This window comes from Paenibacillus pseudetheri, assembly GCF_924513355.1.
Lineage (GTDB): Bacteria > Bacillota > Bacilli > Paenibacillales > Paenibacillaceae > Paenibacillus_AQ > Paenibacillus_AQ pseudetheri.
On sequence record NZ_CAKMAB010000001.1, the window covers coordinates 18,833 to 35,143 of the forward strand.

The 16,311-nt window shown below is 44.6% G+C and carries 13 protein-coding genes; 12 read left to right on the forward strand and 1 reads right to left on the reverse strand.

Annotated features, from left to right (window positions below; all coding sequences use genetic code 11):
* The first annotated feature begins 12 nt into the window (after positions 1-12).
* The gene (locus tag L1028_RS00075; protein ID WP_234529764.1) at positions 13-753 is read left to right on the forward strand and encodes an NAD-dependent protein deacylase; all 741 of its coding nucleotides are present in this window, start codon (positions 13-15) and stop codon (positions 751-753) included.
* 108 nt (positions 754-861) lie between these two features.
* On the forward strand, positions 862-1,860 hold the full coding sequence (locus L1028_RS00080; RefSeq protein WP_234529766.1) for an aminoglycoside phosphotransferase family protein: 999 nt from the start codon (positions 862-864) through the stop codon (positions 1,858-1,860).
* 64 nt (positions 1,861-1,924) lie between these two features.
* Here L1028_RS00080 and L1028_RS00085 read toward each other — a convergent pair whose 3' ends face one another.
* Positions 1,925-2,821: an AraC family transcriptional regulator gene (locus tag L1028_RS00085; RefSeq protein WP_234529768.1), complete on the reverse strand. Its 897-nt coding sequence runs from the start codon at positions 2,819-2,821 to the stop codon at positions 1,925-1,927.
* A gap of 188 nt (positions 2,822-3,009) precedes the next feature.
* Here L1028_RS00085 and L1028_RS00090 point away from each other — a divergent pair, with 188 nt between their 5' ends.
* From L1028_RS00090 to ptsG, 10 genes are all read left to right on the forward strand, one after another.
* Complete coding sequence (locus L1028_RS00090; protein WP_234529770.1) at positions 3,010-4,185, forward strand: galactokinase; 1,176 nt, start codon at positions 3,010-3,012, stop codon at positions 4,183-4,185.
* A 4-nt stretch (positions 4,186-4,189) separates the two neighbouring features.
* A complete protein-coding gene (gene galE / locus L1028_RS00095) occupies positions 4,190-5,176 on the forward strand; it encodes a UDP-glucose 4-epimerase GalE (protein ID WP_042186143.1) in 987 nt (328 codons plus the stop codon).
* 60 nt (positions 5,177-5,236) lie between these two features.
* Positions 5,237-6,817 (forward strand): UDP-glucose--hexose-1-phosphate uridylyltransferase, encoded by a 1,581-nt coding sequence (locus L1028_RS00100; RefSeq protein WP_234529771.1) that lies wholly within the window; start codon positions 5,237-5,239, stop codon positions 6,815-6,817.
* Between the two features lie 152 nt (positions 6,818-6,969).
* Entirely contained in the window at positions 6,970-8,133 is a 1,164-nt protein-coding gene (locus L1028_RS00105) for an iron-containing alcohol dehydrogenase (RefSeq protein WP_234529773.1), read from the forward strand.
* A gap of 290 nt (positions 8,134-8,423) precedes the next feature.
* The gene (locus L1028_RS00110) at positions 8,424-8,960 is read left to right on the forward strand and encodes an NfeD family membrane protein (protein WP_234529775.1); all 537 of its coding nucleotides are present in this window, start codon (positions 8,424-8,426) and stop codon (positions 8,958-8,960) included.
* Positions 8,960-10,534: a flotillin family protein gene (locus L1028_RS00115; protein ID WP_423802992.1), complete on the forward strand. Its 1,575-nt coding sequence runs from the start codon at positions 8,960-8,962 to the stop codon at positions 10,532-10,534. Before L1028_RS00110 ends, L1028_RS00115 begins: the two co-directional genes overlap by 1 nt.
* A gap of 111 nt (positions 10,535-10,645) precedes the next feature.
* A complete protein-coding gene (locus L1028_RS00120; RefSeq protein WP_234529777.1) occupies positions 10,646-11,353 on the forward strand; it encodes an ABC transporter ATP-binding protein in 708 nt (235 codons plus the stop codon).
* A complete protein-coding gene (locus L1028_RS00125) occupies positions 11,346-12,959 on the forward strand; it encodes a hypothetical protein (RefSeq protein ID WP_234529779.1) in 1,614 nt (537 codons plus the stop codon). Before L1028_RS00120 ends, L1028_RS00125 begins: the two co-directional genes overlap by 8 nt.
* Positions 12,960-13,088: 129 nt before the next feature.
* Positions 13,089-13,964: a glucose PTS transporter transcription antiterminator GlcT gene (gene glcT, locus L1028_RS00130; protein WP_234529781.1), complete on the forward strand. Its 876-nt coding sequence runs from the start codon at positions 13,089-13,091 to the stop codon at positions 13,962-13,964.
* Positions 13,965-14,244: 280 nt separating this feature from the next.
* The gene (ptsG, locus tag L1028_RS00135) at positions 14,245-16,308 is read left to right on the forward strand and encodes a glucose-specific PTS transporter subunit IIBC (RefSeq protein ID WP_234529783.1); all 2,064 of its coding nucleotides are present in this window, start codon (positions 14,245-14,247) and stop codon (positions 16,306-16,308) included.
* Positions 16,309-16,311 lie beyond the last annotated feature (3 nt).

A 16,311-nucleotide genomic window follows, 5' to 3' on the forward strand; every position in this document is an offset into this window, starting at 1 on the left:
GTGCTACAACACATGGATCAATTGCAGACACTTGCTTCTTGGATTAAAGACTGTGACAATATCGTTTTTTTCGGAGGGGCAGGTACATCAACAGAGAGCGGGATCCCGGATTTCCGCTCGGCAGCAGGATTATACCAGACTCAGCACAATTCACCTTATCCGCCTGAAGTGATGCTGAGCCGAACCTTTTTTATGTCCTCACCGGACATTTTTTTTGATTTTTACCGCAGTAAAATGATTCATCCCGATGCTCGTCCGAATGGCGCACATCTGCTGCTTGCAGAATTGGAACGGCAGGGCAAGCTTAAGGCTGTTATTACGCAAAATATTGATGGCCTACACCAGCTGGCGGGTAGCCAAAAGGTACTTGAGCTGCATGGTTCCATTCATCGTAACTATTGCATGGGCTGCTCACGTTATTACGGGCTGGAGCAGCTCTTAGGTATCACTGAGATCGTCCCTCGCTGCCCCGAATGTGGTGGCATTATTAAGCCGGATGTTGTGCTATATGAAGAAGAATTGGACCACTCGGTGCTGGTGAGTTCTGTCGAAGCGATAGCGGCTGCAGATATGCTTATGATTGGTGGAACCTCTCTTACGGTCCAGCCTGCGGCTAGTCTAGTCACTTATTTCCGGGGCAAACGTACGGTGCTGCTGAATGGCGACCCGACACCTTTTGATGATCAAGCTGATCTTCTGATTACAGATCGGATTGGGAAAGTACTCGGCAGTGTAAAGGATCTGCTTGGTTAGAAGGGATAATCTCATTAGGATTATGGCAGAATTGGATCGCATTGAGACTATTCTTCAAACGGAGAATGGAACTTGATGAAGACGTGGGTGAAGGGATGAGATGCATCAGTGGATTTGCATCATGATGAAAACAGGGTGAAAGAGTGGACTGAAGCCAACTCGCAATCTTTAGAGTTAAATAGCTCGAAGATTGAGGCTAAATATATTTGGAACCCTGGTGGGTTTGTTAACCAGTCTTATCGCATAACAGATGGTCAAACTGTTCGTCATCTAAAACTTTCGCAAGAACAAAAAGCAGCAGGACTTAAACAGTGGGTTAAGATCAGTGAACATTTGACTTATAATTACATGGCACCACGGTTGATTAGGGAGATTTCACAAGAAATAACGCCTGGTTATTCTTATGGTTTAGTATTTGATTTTATCGAAGGTAAACCATTAAGCTCCATTTCTGAACCACTGCCAGTGATTGAGAAGGTTCTGAAGTCCCTTCATCAATTACATGCGGATACTGAGATTAGGATGGCAGTTGCAAGTGAGGCTAAGGACTACAACTATGCCGCCGCATTTACTGACGAATATATCACTCGATTTGAAGAAGATTTACAAATCATTAGAGCGGAAAAGCATTTGCTGGACTTCGTAACGGAGGACACTTTAGATTGGTTCGATACGGAAGTGGAGGCATTGCGAATAATGGTTAGTCAGCACCCTTCTTTTCAGAGAAAGGCGACCGACATTGTCCACAATGATATAAATTGGCAGAATGTCTTAGTCGATGATAGTAATGATTATTGGATTATTGATTGGGATGACTTAACGGTATTTGGAGATGCTGCAATGGATTACTCCGTACTTCTATGGCCGATCTATAAATCAAAGGATTGGGGTTATTGTAGAGACCTGGTTATTGATTTAGCAGGCCATGCAATATTGGAACGGATGGAGTTTTATTTTAGAGCGAAGCTCCTTGATGATGTGATTGATGTTCTCGCTGACTATGTTGATGCGGAGCATGTGTCAGAACTGAAGGAAATGGCTCAGAAAAGGGCAAAAGAGATACATCTTCGTGCTTACCCCGAATATCTGAGTCTATATGAAAGTTAGCTTAGCAAAGGGATTCACATATTGGACTTGTCTAATATGTGAATCCCTTTTGCGCTACCTTCCATTACCGATCTGTTTTCTTTACATGTCTGGTCGTTGTGAGACGGTAAGCGGTGGGTGACTGAGCACAAAACCGTTTGAATTGGCGTGAGAAGTATAAAGCATCGGTGAGCCCCACGGATGCTGCTACCTGTTCAACGGACAGCTCGGGTCGTTCACGCAGCAGCTGTCTGGACTTTTCAATGCGCAGCTTTAGCAAGTATGTTACCGGAGATAATCCGGTCTCCTGCTTAAATACACGGGATAGATAGGCCCGGTTATAGCCAAGAGTATCACACATTTGTTCAATGGATACTGGATGAGCATATTGGGAGGCCATGTAGTGGATCATTTGCTTTACAGTACGCTTAACCTGCGATTCAGCTCCAGGAAGACGGGAGAAAGAAGAGAGTAAATCTGCAGCTTCACCTACTATGAGATAAAGATACCCTAGAGAAGTTAGGTGGGCACTTTCTTTGTTTGCTTTGAAGGCTTGCATGATATTGGATAGGGCACCTGGGATGACGCTATCACCCGTTGTAGTCACCACAGGTTTTTGAGGTGTAAAGCCTGTCTGCAGCACAAGGCTATCAGCCTCACTCCCAGTAAAAGCTGCCCAGCGATAGCACCAGGGCTGATTTTTATCCGAAATATAACTGACCAGCTGTCCTGGATGAATAAGGAAGCAGTCACCTTTTCCCAGTGCATATTGATGATGTTCAGTACGGAAAACACCTGAGCCAGACTCTATAAAGTGAAGTAAATAATAATCGTAAATTTTAGGGCCAGCTTGATGCATAGGAATCGTCTGACTCTGACCAGCAAACAGTACATGGAGATTTTGTTTATCGTAATACACGGGATTAGATCCTACGGAATAAGTATGCTCCATTTGAGACAGCCTTTCTTGTGTTATTGTCATTTTATGGCTTATAGTTTAGGGTGTATCAATTATTTGTGTAATTATTATATTATGGGAAGTCACATTTATCCATACATTACACACATGATTGCATTATCAGAGGATGACTGATTCTATTATAATGAATACATAAAGAACGCTTTACTAATTCCCACTGGCTGAAGCAGCGAAAGGATGGAGTGGCATTAATGAGCACACAGGAACTTAAAAAGAAATTCATCGAAAAGTACGGGGTGAGCGAGCAAGAAGCTCAAGTATTTTATGCACCAGGCCGTGTTAATCTCATCGGAGAGCACTTGGATTATAACGGTGGATACGTGCTGCCGGCAGCTTTGGAATTCGGAACAACTTTGATTGTGCGTCCACGCAGTGACAGCAAAGTGAATTTTGCATCTACTAATTTTCCTTATGAAGCATCTATTGATTATAGTGAAATTGGTAAGGCCAAAACTGGGGAATGGATCGACTATCCGGTTGGAGTAATGGTTGAATTGGAGAAGAAGAAAACCCCAGTATCTAAAGGTTACGATATGCTGTTCCATGGTGATATTCCGAATGGCGCAGGCTTGTCCTCATCAGCTTCTCTTGAAGTCGTGACTGCTTATGCTTTTCTAACTCTCGAAGGCGGAGACACGGATACCGTTGAGATTGCACTCTTGTCTCAGCGTGCTGAGAACCAGTACGTAGGTGTAAACTCCGGAATTATGGATCAGTTCGCAGTTGCTAATGGCAAACGAGATCATGCAATCCTATTAATGTGTGATACGCTTGAATATAATCTGGTACCTTTCATCACGGGTGCTTACAAACTGGTTATCGGCAACACGAACAAACGCAGAGGACTTGTAGATTCCAAGTACAATGAACGTCGTCAGCAGTGTGATGAGGCCTTGTCTATTTTGCAAAAAGAAGTTCCTTCACTAGCTTATCTGGCACAGCTCAATCGTGAACAATTTGAAGCACATCAAGAAAAAATCACAGATGAAATTGTTAGACGCCGCGCTCGCCATGTTGTGGAAGAGAATCAACGTGTACTAGAATCCGTTGAGGTCTTAAAGAACAATGATCTGAAGCAGTTTGGACAGTTCATGAATGACTCACATACTTCCTTGCGTGATTTGTATGAAGTTAGCTGTGATGAGCTAGATATTATGGTTGAAGAAGCACAGCGTATTCCCGGTACACTCGGTTCCCGTATGACTGGTGCAGGTTTCGGTGGCTGTACTGTATCCTTGGTACATGAAGATGATGTAGAACGTTTCATTCGTGAAGTAAGCGAGGCATATACCACACGATCTGGTTTGGTTGGTGAGTTCTATGTTTGCGGCATCGGTAATGGTGTCCAAGAATTGAAGGGAGTGTAATCAGATGGCAATTTTAGTAACAGGTGGAGCAGGGTATATTGGATCTCATACTGTAGCAGAGCTGTTGGATCGCGGCGAAGAAGTGGTAGTCATCGACAATCTGCTAACAGGGCATCGTGAGGCGCTACTGGGTGGCAAGCTGTACGAAGGCGATCTGCGTGATAAGGAACTGCTGGGTAAGCTGTTCGCTGAGAATGAGATTGATGCGGTTATACATTTTGCGGCAAGCTCTTTGGTTGGTGAAAGCATGAAGGACCCTGTGAAATATTATGACAACAACGTATACGGCACGCAATGCCTTTTGGAAGCTATGCAAAAAGCTGGCGTGAACAAAATCGTATTCTCGTCTACAGCTGCAACCTACGGCGAACCGGAAAAGGTGCCGATTGAAGAAACAGACCGTACCGAGCCAGCAAACGTATATGGCGAAACTAAGCTGACTATGGAACGCATGATGGCTTGGTTTGATAAAGTACTGGGTATCAAATATGTAGCGCTTCGTTACTTTAATGCTGCAGGTGCACATGCTAGTGGCAAAATTGGTGAAGACCATCGTCCGGAAAGTCATTTGGTTCCGCTGGTATTGCAAACCGCTTTGAAGCAACGGGAAAGCATCGCCGTGTTCGGAGACGACTATCCTACAGAAGACGGTACTTGTGTGCGCGACTACATTCATGTTAGCGATCTGGCTGACGCCCATGTTCGTGCAGTAACTTATCTGCGTAGCGGAAGCAGCAGTAATATTTTCAACTTGGGAAATGGACTTGGCTTCTCGGTGAAACAGGTTATTGAAACTGCGAAGAAAGTCACAGGACTAGAAATTCCTGTAGTTATTCAAGAACGCCGTGCTGGAGATCCGGCAGTACTGGTAGCTTCCTCCGATAAAGCACGCTCTATCCTTGGATGGAACCCTCAGCATGCTGACTTAGAGAATATCATTCAAAGCGCCTGGAACTGGCATTCTGCCAATCCGCAGGGGTACGGAGAATAAGGGGCTTTAGCATAGCTTAACTTAAATAGAGCATGAGACCTTACTTAAGGAGAATTGAAAATGCACAACGAGAATAAGGTTACGCCTGCTGGCCTGAAAGCCTTACATGCGATTGAGCAGCTAGTTCTGTTCGCACTACGTGAGCAGCTCATTGCTCCATCAGATGAAGAATATAGCCGTAATGTGCTGCTAGATCAGTTCGGATTTAGTGAGCCGTTCGTTGGCGAGGTCGATCAAAGTCCACTTACAGGTCCGCAGGTTCCACTGGATGCACTGATTGATTATGGTTTTGAAATCGGATTGATTCCAGAAAATAGCGATACTTACCGTGACTTGCTCGATGCCAAGATTATGGGACTCGTAATGGCCCGTCCATCAGACGTAAATGCGGAGTTCAACCGTTTAGCTGCTAAAAAAGGCATTTCCGCGGCTACAGATCGCTTTTATAAATTAAGCATAGATTCCAACTATATCCGGATGGACCGGATTTCCAAGAATGTCTACTGGCTGCAAGATTCGCCTTACGGTGACATCGAGATGACAATCAATTTGTCCAAGCCTGAGAAGAGTCCGAAGGAAATTGCTATGGCCCGCTTGCTCCCGCCGCCGGTCTATCCAAAATGTCTGCTGTGCCGCGAGAATGTTGGGTACGCGGGTCGGGTTAATCATCCGCCGCGCCAGAACCTGCGTGTCATTCCACTTCAGTTGAATAATGAGAAATGGCTCTTTCAGTATTCGCCATATGTTTACTACAATGAGCACTGTATTGTATTCCATCATGATCATGTGCCAATGAAGCTTACCAAGGATACCTTGAAGCGGCTGCTTGGCTTCGTGGAATCTTTCCCGCACTATTTTATTGGCTCGAATGCAGACTTGCCGATTGTTGGCGGATCGATTCTGACGCATGACCATTTTCAAGGTGGACGTCATACCTTCCCTATTCAGAAAGCGCCTAAGGAAGATATCTTCACGCATGCATCTTATCCGGGTGTCAGCATTAATATCGTAAAATGGCCTATGTCCGTATTACGTTTGAATGGTGTAGATCCAGCGGTATTGCTGGAGTGTGGCAATGCACTTTATGAAGCTTGGAAGGCGTATAGTGATCCTGAAGCAGAAGTGTTGGCGTTCAGCGAAGTTGATGGTGAAGTGCAGCCTCATAATACCGTAACTCCAATTGTTCGTCGGGCGGAAGATAGAAGCTTCGAGATGGATCTCGTGCTGCGTAACAACCGGACTAACGAGCAATATCCTGAAGGGATTTTCCATCCCCATCGGGAGATGCACCATATCAAGAAAGAAAATATCGGCTTGATTGAGGTTATGGGACTCGCAATTCTGCCAGGGCGTCTGAAGGAAGAGCTCGATTCTATTACGAGCATCCTTGCAGGAGATCAAGCGCTATTAGAAGCGCTGAAGAATAATCCGAATCATCCACTTGCGCAGCACGCTGCTTGGGTTCAGGAGCTTGTAGAGCGTTTCGGAACGGCATTACAGCATGAAGAAGCCGTCAAGATTGTACAGAACGAAGTCGGCATCAAGTTTACACATATTCTTGAACATGCGGGTGTCTATAAACGGACTCCGGAAGGGCAAGCTGCTTTCCGTCGTTTCGTGAAGAGCTTCGGCGCGATCTAAAGTTTGGAAAGGGGATGTCCTCAAGTCTGTAGGCTTAAGGACATCCCCTATTTTATGTGGCTTGATGCTAATCCATTTGAATGCGGCTATTCAGAGGTTTATAATACGAGTGAGCAAAACATTCTGAAATAAACTAATGGAGGTTTACACATATGCGCAATTTTGATTTTTATAATCCTACCAAGTTGATCTTTGGACAGGGTACGCTGGAAGCGTTGAGGACTGAGGTTCCTAAGTACGGCAAGAATGTACTGTTGATGTACGGTGGCGGTAGTATCAAGCGTAGCGGTCTGTACGATAAGGTAATGGCTGAGCTGAGCGCAATAGATGCTGTGGTTACTGAACTCTCAGGTGTAGAGCCGAATCCACGCCTTTCCACCGTACATAAAGGTGTAGAGCTGTGTCACGAGCATAATATCGACCTCATCCTCGCTGTAGGCGGCGGTAGCGTGTTGGACTGCGCTAAAGCAGTTGCTGTTGGGGCGAAATATGAAGGTGACATGTGGGACTTTGTTGAACGTAAGGCAGCTGCTCAAGATGCTCTCCCACTCGGTACAGTGCTGACGATGGCAGCTACAGGATCAGAAATGAATAGCGGCTCTGTAATCACCAACGAAGTGACCAAGGAAAAAATGGGCTGGGGTAGTATTCATGCATTCCCGGCATTCTCGATTCTTGACCCAGAGAACACCTTCACTCTGCCACGTGATCAGACGGTCTACGGCATGGTGGATATCATGTCTCATGTTCTGGAGCACTATTTCCATAACGACACCAACACACCGGTACAAGACGGCTTCTGTGAGACTTTGCTACGTACTGTGATCGAAACCGCACCAAAGCTTATTGAAGATTTGAATAATTACGAATTGCGTGAGACGATCATGTACTGCGGTACAATGGCGCTTAACGGTATGGTTAGCATGGGTTTTGCAGGAGATTGGGCGACCCACAACATCGAGCACGCAGTATCAGCTGTATACGACATTCCACACGGTGGAGGACTGGCCATTCTGTTCCCGCAATGGATGAAATATAATATCGATACTGATCCTGCCCGTTTCCGCAAGCTTGCTGTAAACGTGTTTGGAGTTGATCCTGCGGGCAAGAACGATAAGGAAATAGGGCTGGAAGGAATTGCAGCGCTGCGTAGCTTCTGGGATTCCATTGGCGCACCAAAGACACTCGCTGATTATGATATTGATGACAGTGAGATCGGCAGTATGGCTGATAAGGCGGTTCGTTTCGGACCGTTTGGTAATTTCCGCAAGCTTGACCGTGAGGATGTTGTTGAAATTTATAAAATGGCTTTGTAAGTAAATTCTTCTACGAAAGAGACTATCTGTCTTTATTCTAGAAGACGTAATTGAAAGCCAAAGAAGCGATTCTCCTGTAATGGATGAGTCGCTTCTTTGCGTTTATGCTCCACTGTGGCTTACTCCTCGACATCGTTCCCGAACTCCGCTGCTGCTGACTGTATTTTTCGTACGTTTATCCTCAGAATGGAACTTTTGTGGGTGAATATCCAAAGTTTGTGAAACCAATGGCCTACTTTATTCGTTTAAAGTAATATGACAGTCCTGAATGAAGACAGGAGGAAGTAAATATGCAAACGCTGTATTTAGGCTGCTTGGCGCTAGGCGTCATATTTGCCATAGTCAGCGTCCTGGTGGGTGATGTGATCGGAGATGCTTTGCATGGAGTCTTTGATTTCGTATCCGTAGATTTTCTGAATCCCACCGTACTGGCAGGAGGAATAACCGTGTTCGGCGGAGCGGGCATTCTTCTAACCCGGTACAGCGCTCTGGAAGCTGGGGCGATCATTGCTTTGTCTTTGTTAGCCGCCGCTTTTTTGGGAGTACTTATGTATCTAGGGGTGGTTAAGCCCATGGACAAAAGCGAAATGTCGAATGGTTTCTCAATGAGTGAACTGCCCGGCAAAATTGGGGAAGTCACAGTTCCAGTTCCTGCTAAAGGATATGGTGAAATTATGGTGAAGTTTGGTGCTGGCAATAGTTTGCATACGGCAGCAAGCTTTGATCATGAGCTTCTCCCGGCAGGCGTTAAGGTTGTTGTAGTGGAAGTTAGAGATGGCGTTGCAGAGGTATCAGAATTTGAAGAGAGAAAAGGGGAGGATCTTTAATGTTCGGTATTCCTGATTATTTGTTAATTCCTGCTGTTGTCGTCGCTGTTCTGTTTGTGCTTGGAATCGCATTCTGGGCACGTTACAAAACAGTAGGACCGGATGAAGGGATGATCGTAACCGGTTCTTTTTTAGGGAACAATCATATTTCCGACGATGGATCTGGACGTAAAATAAAAATTGTGCGTGGGGGCGGAGCGTTTATCCTCCCAGTATTTCAGAAGGCTGAATTTATGTCACTCCTTTCTCATAAACTCGATGTGACGACTCCAGAAGTATACACCGAGCAAGGTGTACCGGTAATTGCTGACGGGGTTGCGATTATTAAGGTGGGCAGTTCCACTGAAGACGTGGCAACAGCCGCTGAGCAGTTCATGGGGAAACCTATTGAGGCGCTGAAGAGTGAAGCCCAAGAGGTCCTTGAGGGGCACTTACGTGCAATACTCGGTTCCATGACTGTGGAGGAAGTATACCGTAACCGTGACCGTTTTGCGCAAGAGGTTCAAGGTGTGGCGGCACGTGATCTTAAGAAAATGGGTCTGCAGATTGTATCCTTCACCATCAAGGATGTACGAGACAAACATGGATACCTGGAAGCATTAGGTAAGCCGCGGATTGCTGCGGTGAAGCGGGATGCAGAGATCGCTGAAGCGGAAGCTTTACGGGATGCGAGAATTCAAAAGGCGAACGCTGAAGAGCAGGGACAAAAAGCAGAGCTGCTGAGGGATACAAATATCGCCGAAGCCTCTAAGGATAACCAGCTTAAGGTGGCAGCGTTTAAACGGGATCAGGATACAGCGAAGGCGGAAGCCGATCAGGCTTACCATATTCAAGAGGCACGTGCGAAGCAGACCGTGGTTGAAGAGCAGATGAAGGTTGAGCTGGTACGCAAGGAACGTGAAATCGATCTGCAAGCGAAAGAAATTCAAGTTCGCGAGAAGCAGTACGACGCAGAAGTGAAGAAAAAAGCGGAAGCAGATCGTTACGCAGTAGAACAAGCGGCGGAAGCTGATAAGGCGAAGAGAATGCGCGAGGCGGATGCCTTGCAATACAGTATCGAGACGCAGGCAAAAGCTACGGCGGAGCAGAAGCGCCTTGAAGGTCAAGCGATGGCGGATGCAGAGCTGGCTAAAGGTACAGCGGATGCCGAAGTTATCCGGTTGCGGGGTCTAGCGGAAGCAGAAGCCAAAGAGAAGCTGGCGGAAGCCTTCCAGAAATTCGGCGAAGCAGCGGTGCTCGATATTATCGTCAAAATGCTGCCTGAATTGGCTGGCCAAATCGCGAAGCCGCTGGCATCCATTGATAAGCTTACCGTTGTAGATACCGGTAATGGTGAAGGTGCGGCACGTGTCAGCAACTATGTAACTCAGTTGATGTCTACGGCTCCTGAGATGCTGAAGAGCGTCTCTGGGATTGACGTAGAGGCCCTGATCAAAGGGCTGACGACTAGATCCTCAGGGTCAACTGGAAGCAAGGCTGTTCCAGTCACACCCGTGACCTCCATACAACCTCCAGCAGCATCGGGGGGAGCGAGCAAAGCTTCAACTTCTGTGGCTGAGCAACCTGAAGACTAGTTAAAGCAATAACTATTATAGAATGATTTAACTTAAGGTAAGCTCGGTGATTGCTACCGGGCTTACTCTATGTTTTGGGTCTTTGCTATAGAATAGGAGAGGTGCGCGAGCGTGCAACTAATTTTAGATCATATCCATAAAAGCTTCGATGGTAAACAGGTGATTAAAGATGCGGATTTCACCTTTGAAAGAGGGAAGATCTACGGGCTACTCGGACGGAATGGAGCAGGTAAAACCACACTTTTCAATTGTTTGAGTGGTGAGATCCAAATGGATAGCGGAGCTGCTTTTATTGGTGAGAAGGATAGTGCCCGTCCGCTTCGTGATGAGGACATCGGATATGTATTTTCCCTACCCATTTTACCTGAGTTTCTGACAGGTTATGAGTTCGTAAAGTTTTATATGGACATTAACCGTGAGAAGATCGATCCGTATAAAAGCATTGAAGATTATTTTTCCATTATTAAGTTTGAGGAAGAAGATCGACACCGACTGATTAAGGGTTATTCCCACGGGATGAAGAATAAAATTCAAATGCTTTGCTTTATCATTACTCGCCCACCATTGATTTTACTGGATGAGCCTTTAACCTCTTTTGATGTTGTTGTGGCGCTTGAGATCAAGAAGCTACTGCGTGAGATGAAGGAGGATCACATCATTATTTTTTCTACACATATTTTACAATTGGCCGCCGATTTATGCGATGAGTTGGTTATTCTAAATCATGGAACCCTTCAAGAAATTCCACGTGAGACCCTACAAAGCCCGGAGTTTGAGGAGCAGATTATAGCTTTACTTCAGGATGGTAACAATGATTAGTACACTTCGCAGCATCCAGAGGATCAGAGGCTCGTCCGGAGCCAATCGGTTGATTTACTATTTCAAAAAGCTGCCTGTTCTTGGCAAACTTTTAAAAGGGGATATCTACTCTAACATTGCACTAAAACAGGTCTTCGCTGGAATTGTAGTTGTACTGAAGGTACTGTGGGGATTTTTAAATAAGTTTGCCTATTTGGGAATTGTGATCTATTTTCCAATTGTTCTTATACACAAAGAATTAACGCTCGCCGAGCAGTATGCATTGTTCTTACATATCTTTATAATTCTGAGCTTTATAGTGGCTGCAGTTTCGAATGTATTTATATTAGAGCCCAAACGGGATAAATATATATGTGTGAAGCTGATGAGAATTCCGGCTAAACAGTATATGCATGCTACGCTTTTACTTAAAGGGCTAACGTTCTTTATATATTATGTACCAGCATTAACCGTGTTTGCGGGAATTTTTGGAGCTCCACTTTGGCATGGCGTATGGCTCACACTACTGTTAACGACCTGGAGAATAGTCACCGAGGCGCTGAATCTTTGGTTTTTTGACAAAAAAGGAATTGTGTTAGTTAAAAAGATGAGCTGGGTATGGTCGGTGATTGGACTAGGTGGTCTACTTGCCTATGTGCCCCTTTATCTAGGATATGCTTTTGTAAATGATGCGACAGGATTTAGTGTCCCAGTGAGTCTTGTGATTGTTGTACTTGGAGGAATTGCAGCTGTGTATATTGGGAAATATCCTAACTATCGCAGTGCTGTAGATGTCGTTACCAAGATAGATGATCCACTCTTGGACATGAACCGGATGATGAAAGAAGCGAGGGTGGCAGATGTTCAGACCAAGGAGAAGGACTTTTCGTCGGAAGAACTTAAGGGGAAAGCTTTTCAAGGAAAGACGGGTTATGCTTACCTGAATGCTATTTTTTTCTCCAGGCATAAACGCTTGCTGATTCAACCCATCCAGAGACGTTTAACGATCATTGGTGTGCTCTTTATAGTGGCTGTCCTAATGATGCTTATTTCGCCAGAAACTTCGTCCAAGTTTATAACATATCTGCTTGGTGGACTTCCCTTTTTTGTATTTATTATGAACTATACTTCGATAGGTGAGCGAGTATGCAAAGCGATGTTTTACAATTGCGATCTAAGCTTATTGCGCTATGGATTCTATCGTGAACAAGCTGCGATTCTGGACAATTTTAAGATTCGTCTTATTAAATTGAGTGGCCTTAATCTTATTCCTGCTTTCGCCATATGTTTAGCATGTACTCTGCTGTTTCTTCTTTCTGGTGCAGATTGGGGTTTGATGGATGCGGTGATCTTTTGGGTAACTATTCTTTGTCTTTCCTTGTTCTTTTCGGTGCACCATTTGTTCATGTATTATATTTTTCAACCGTACAGTACGGAGCTAAATATGAAAAATCCGTTCTTTTTTATCGTCAACAGCATTGTAATGGGACTAAGCGTGGCTTGTATCGGATTCCCAAAAGCATCGTCACTATTTACGCTAGTTGTTCTTGCGGGAACGATTGCTTATATGGTTATTGCCGTGACGTTGGTATACAAGTTCTCCAGCCGAACCTTCCGGGTAAAATAGAACGCAGAGTGTTCTTCTAATATCGGAATGTTGATGATATGATGGTAACGAGAGGTTTTTAATCGTACCGTTTCATGTTGCTTTTGCTGCTTGGAAGTCAGGTGTTTAGAGATAAAAGAGGTGGCAAAAATGAGTAGCATAACTGTAGCAAAGGTGTTAAATAACAACGTTATCATTGCGGACCATCCCCAATATTCCGAGGTTGTAGTGATTGGCAAAGGGATAGGGTTTAATCGAAAATTGCATGATCGGATTAATCTATCTTCTGTGGAGAAGATGTTTATTCTCCGCAGCCAGGAAGAACAGGAACAATATAAACAGCTTCTTCCCCAAGTGGATGAGAAGTTGATAGAGATTGTACATGAAATTTTGTTATATATTATGCATAGCAGTAGTCAACCACTTAATGAGCATGTTCATATTGCACTCACTGATCATATCTCATTTGCTATACGACGTTATGAACAAGATATCCCAATTCACAATCCGTTTTTGTATGAGACTAAGGAAATTTATCCTGAAGAGTATAAAATGGCAGAGTATGCGATTGAGCGGATTAATGAAGGCATGGGAGTGGAATTGCCTGTAGATGAGGTGGGTTTTGTTGCACTTCATATCGTTAGCGCGCTGAGTAATAGACAAATCTCCGAGGTCAGACAGCATTCTCTATTGATTGGGGATTTGATCGGAATCGTAGAGAATAATCTCGAATATCGAATTCCACGTGATTCACTTGATTATTCGCGATTGGTGACTCATCTACGATTTGTCCTAGAAAGACTGCGCCGTGGGGAATCAGTACGGGAGACTTCTACGCTGGATGGTCTTATGAAACGAGAGTATCCCGAAATGTATACCTTGGCTTGGCAATTAACTAAGGTTATTGAGAACCGAGTGCGAATTCCTGTGTATCCAGCAGAAGTCAGTTATTTGACAGTTCATTTGCAACGTCTTGCCCAGAAGAAAGAGGATGAATTGGATATGGAGACGAATCGAGAAATATAAGGATAATGTATAAAGTGAAACTAATACTTTCTTATATTTTTAAAAAAAGCTTGTCACTACAAAAAAACGGTGCTACAATATCGGTGTCCTAATTAAAACAGAATACCAAGCGTGTAACTGATTCGATCAGGCATGAGTGATTTACAGTATTTTGGTTGCTAGTCCCCATCTTGGGGTAATCTAACCTTAGCGTTAGATAACAACCTTTATGCTGTGTTGCTCATGCCTTTTTTGGCATCTGTTTTACTGAAAATGTGAATAATGAAAGGAAGTGACCATAATGTTCAAAAAGCTGTTCGGCGTTTTACAAAGAGTCGGTAAAGCGCTAATGCTCCCAGTAGCCATACTTCCAGCAGCCGGTCTGCTCCTTGGAATAGGAAACATGCTGGTAAACCCCGATTTTCTACAATACGTTCCGGCACTGGAGAACGATGTAGTTCAGGCAATTGCGAACGTATTGATGAACTCAGGGCAAATTGTATTTGATAATCTATCCTTACTATTTGCCGTGGGTGTTGCCATCGGTTTATCCGGTGGTGAGGGTGTTGCTGGTCTAGCCGCTATTATTGGTTTCCTCGTAATGAATGTTACGATGGGGACTGTAATTGGCGTCAATGATTATGTCCTGAGCCAAGGCGACTTTTCCTATGCTAGTGTCTTAGGAATTCCAACACTGCAAACGGGGGTATTTGGAGGTATACTCGTTGGTATATTGGCATCGTCCATGTACAAACGATTCTTCAAAATCGAACTTCCATCTTACCTGGGGTTCTTCGCAGGTAAACGTTTCGTTCCGATCATGACTGCGGTAACGTCTTTGCTTCTTGGTCTGGCATTGACCTTAGTTTGGCCGCCAATTCAACACGGTCTGAACTATGTATCACAAAGTATGATTGATACGAATAAAACGCTCGCAGCGTTTATCTTCGGAACAATCGAACGCTCGCTCATTCCTTTTGGTCTGCATCACATCTTCTATTCTCCGTTCTGGTATGAATTTGGTACCTACGTAGATAAAGCTGGAGAATTGGTTCGTGGTGACCAACGGATCTTTATGCAGCAGCTTCGTGATGGTGTAGAATTCACAGCAGGAACATTTACAACAGGTAAGTATCCTTTCATGATGTTTGGTCTTCCAGCAGCTGCTTTGGCCATTTATCATGAAGCTAAACCTCAGAATAAAAAACTTGTCGGAGGTTTGATGCTTTCCGCAGCACTGACTTCATTCCTGACAGGGATTACTGAGCCGCTTGAATTCTCATTCTTGTTCGTAGCTCCATTGCTGTTCGCAGTACATGCTGTTTTTGCTGGTTTGTCCTTTATGACCATGCATATCCTTAATGTCAAGATTGGTATGACCTTCTCTGGAGGTTTTATTGATTACGTGCTTTTTGGTATTATCCCGAACCGTACGGCTTGGTGGCTCGTAATTCCAGTAGGTCTTGCCCTTGCCGTAATTTACTACTTCGGATTCCGCTTTGTTATTCGGAAGTTCAATCTGATGACTCCGGGTCGTGAAGAGGATACGGGTGAAGTTGAAGATACTAACACAGAAGCCGTCTCTAAAACGGGTGATGATTTACCACGAAACATCTTGTCTGCGTTGGGTGGTAAAGAGAACATCGCTCATCTGGATGCTTGTATTACCCGCCTTCGTGTGGAGGTTAAAGATAAATCAGGTGTGGATAAGACTCGTCTGAAGAAGTTAGGTGCATCAGGTGTGCTTGAGGTGGGTAATAACGTTCAAGCGATCTTTGGCACACGTTCCGATACCATAAAATCTCAGATTCAAGATGTAATTAACGGGAAGACACCCGCACTAACGCCGGTAGCGGCTACACCACAACCTGAAGAAGAACAGCAGGCAGGTGAAGCCGGTGAAGCGATTATCACAGAAGATATCGTCTCTCCGGTAAATGGTGAACTAGTGGATATCACTGAGGTTCCTGATGCAGTATTCTCCCAAAAAATGACGGGTGATGGTTTTGCTTTCCTATCCGATGATGGAAAGATTGCTTCACCGGTCTACGGTAAAGTGTTTAATGTGTTCCCGAGCAAGCATGCGATCGGCATTATGTCCGATGGAGGTAAGGAAGTACTCGTTCATATAGGGGTTAATACAGTTAAGCTTAAAGGTCAAGGCTTTACAGTTCTAGTTGAAGAGGGCGACCTTGTAGCTGCTGGACAGCCAATCATGGAAGTGGATTTAGAATATGTAAAAGCACATGCACCATCTGTAATGTCTCCTGTTATTTTCTCTAATTTGCCAGAAGGCTCTTCCGTAACCTTGAAGAAGCCAGGTAAGGTATCTATTGGCGATAAGGATATTATTACCATTCAGTAAAAG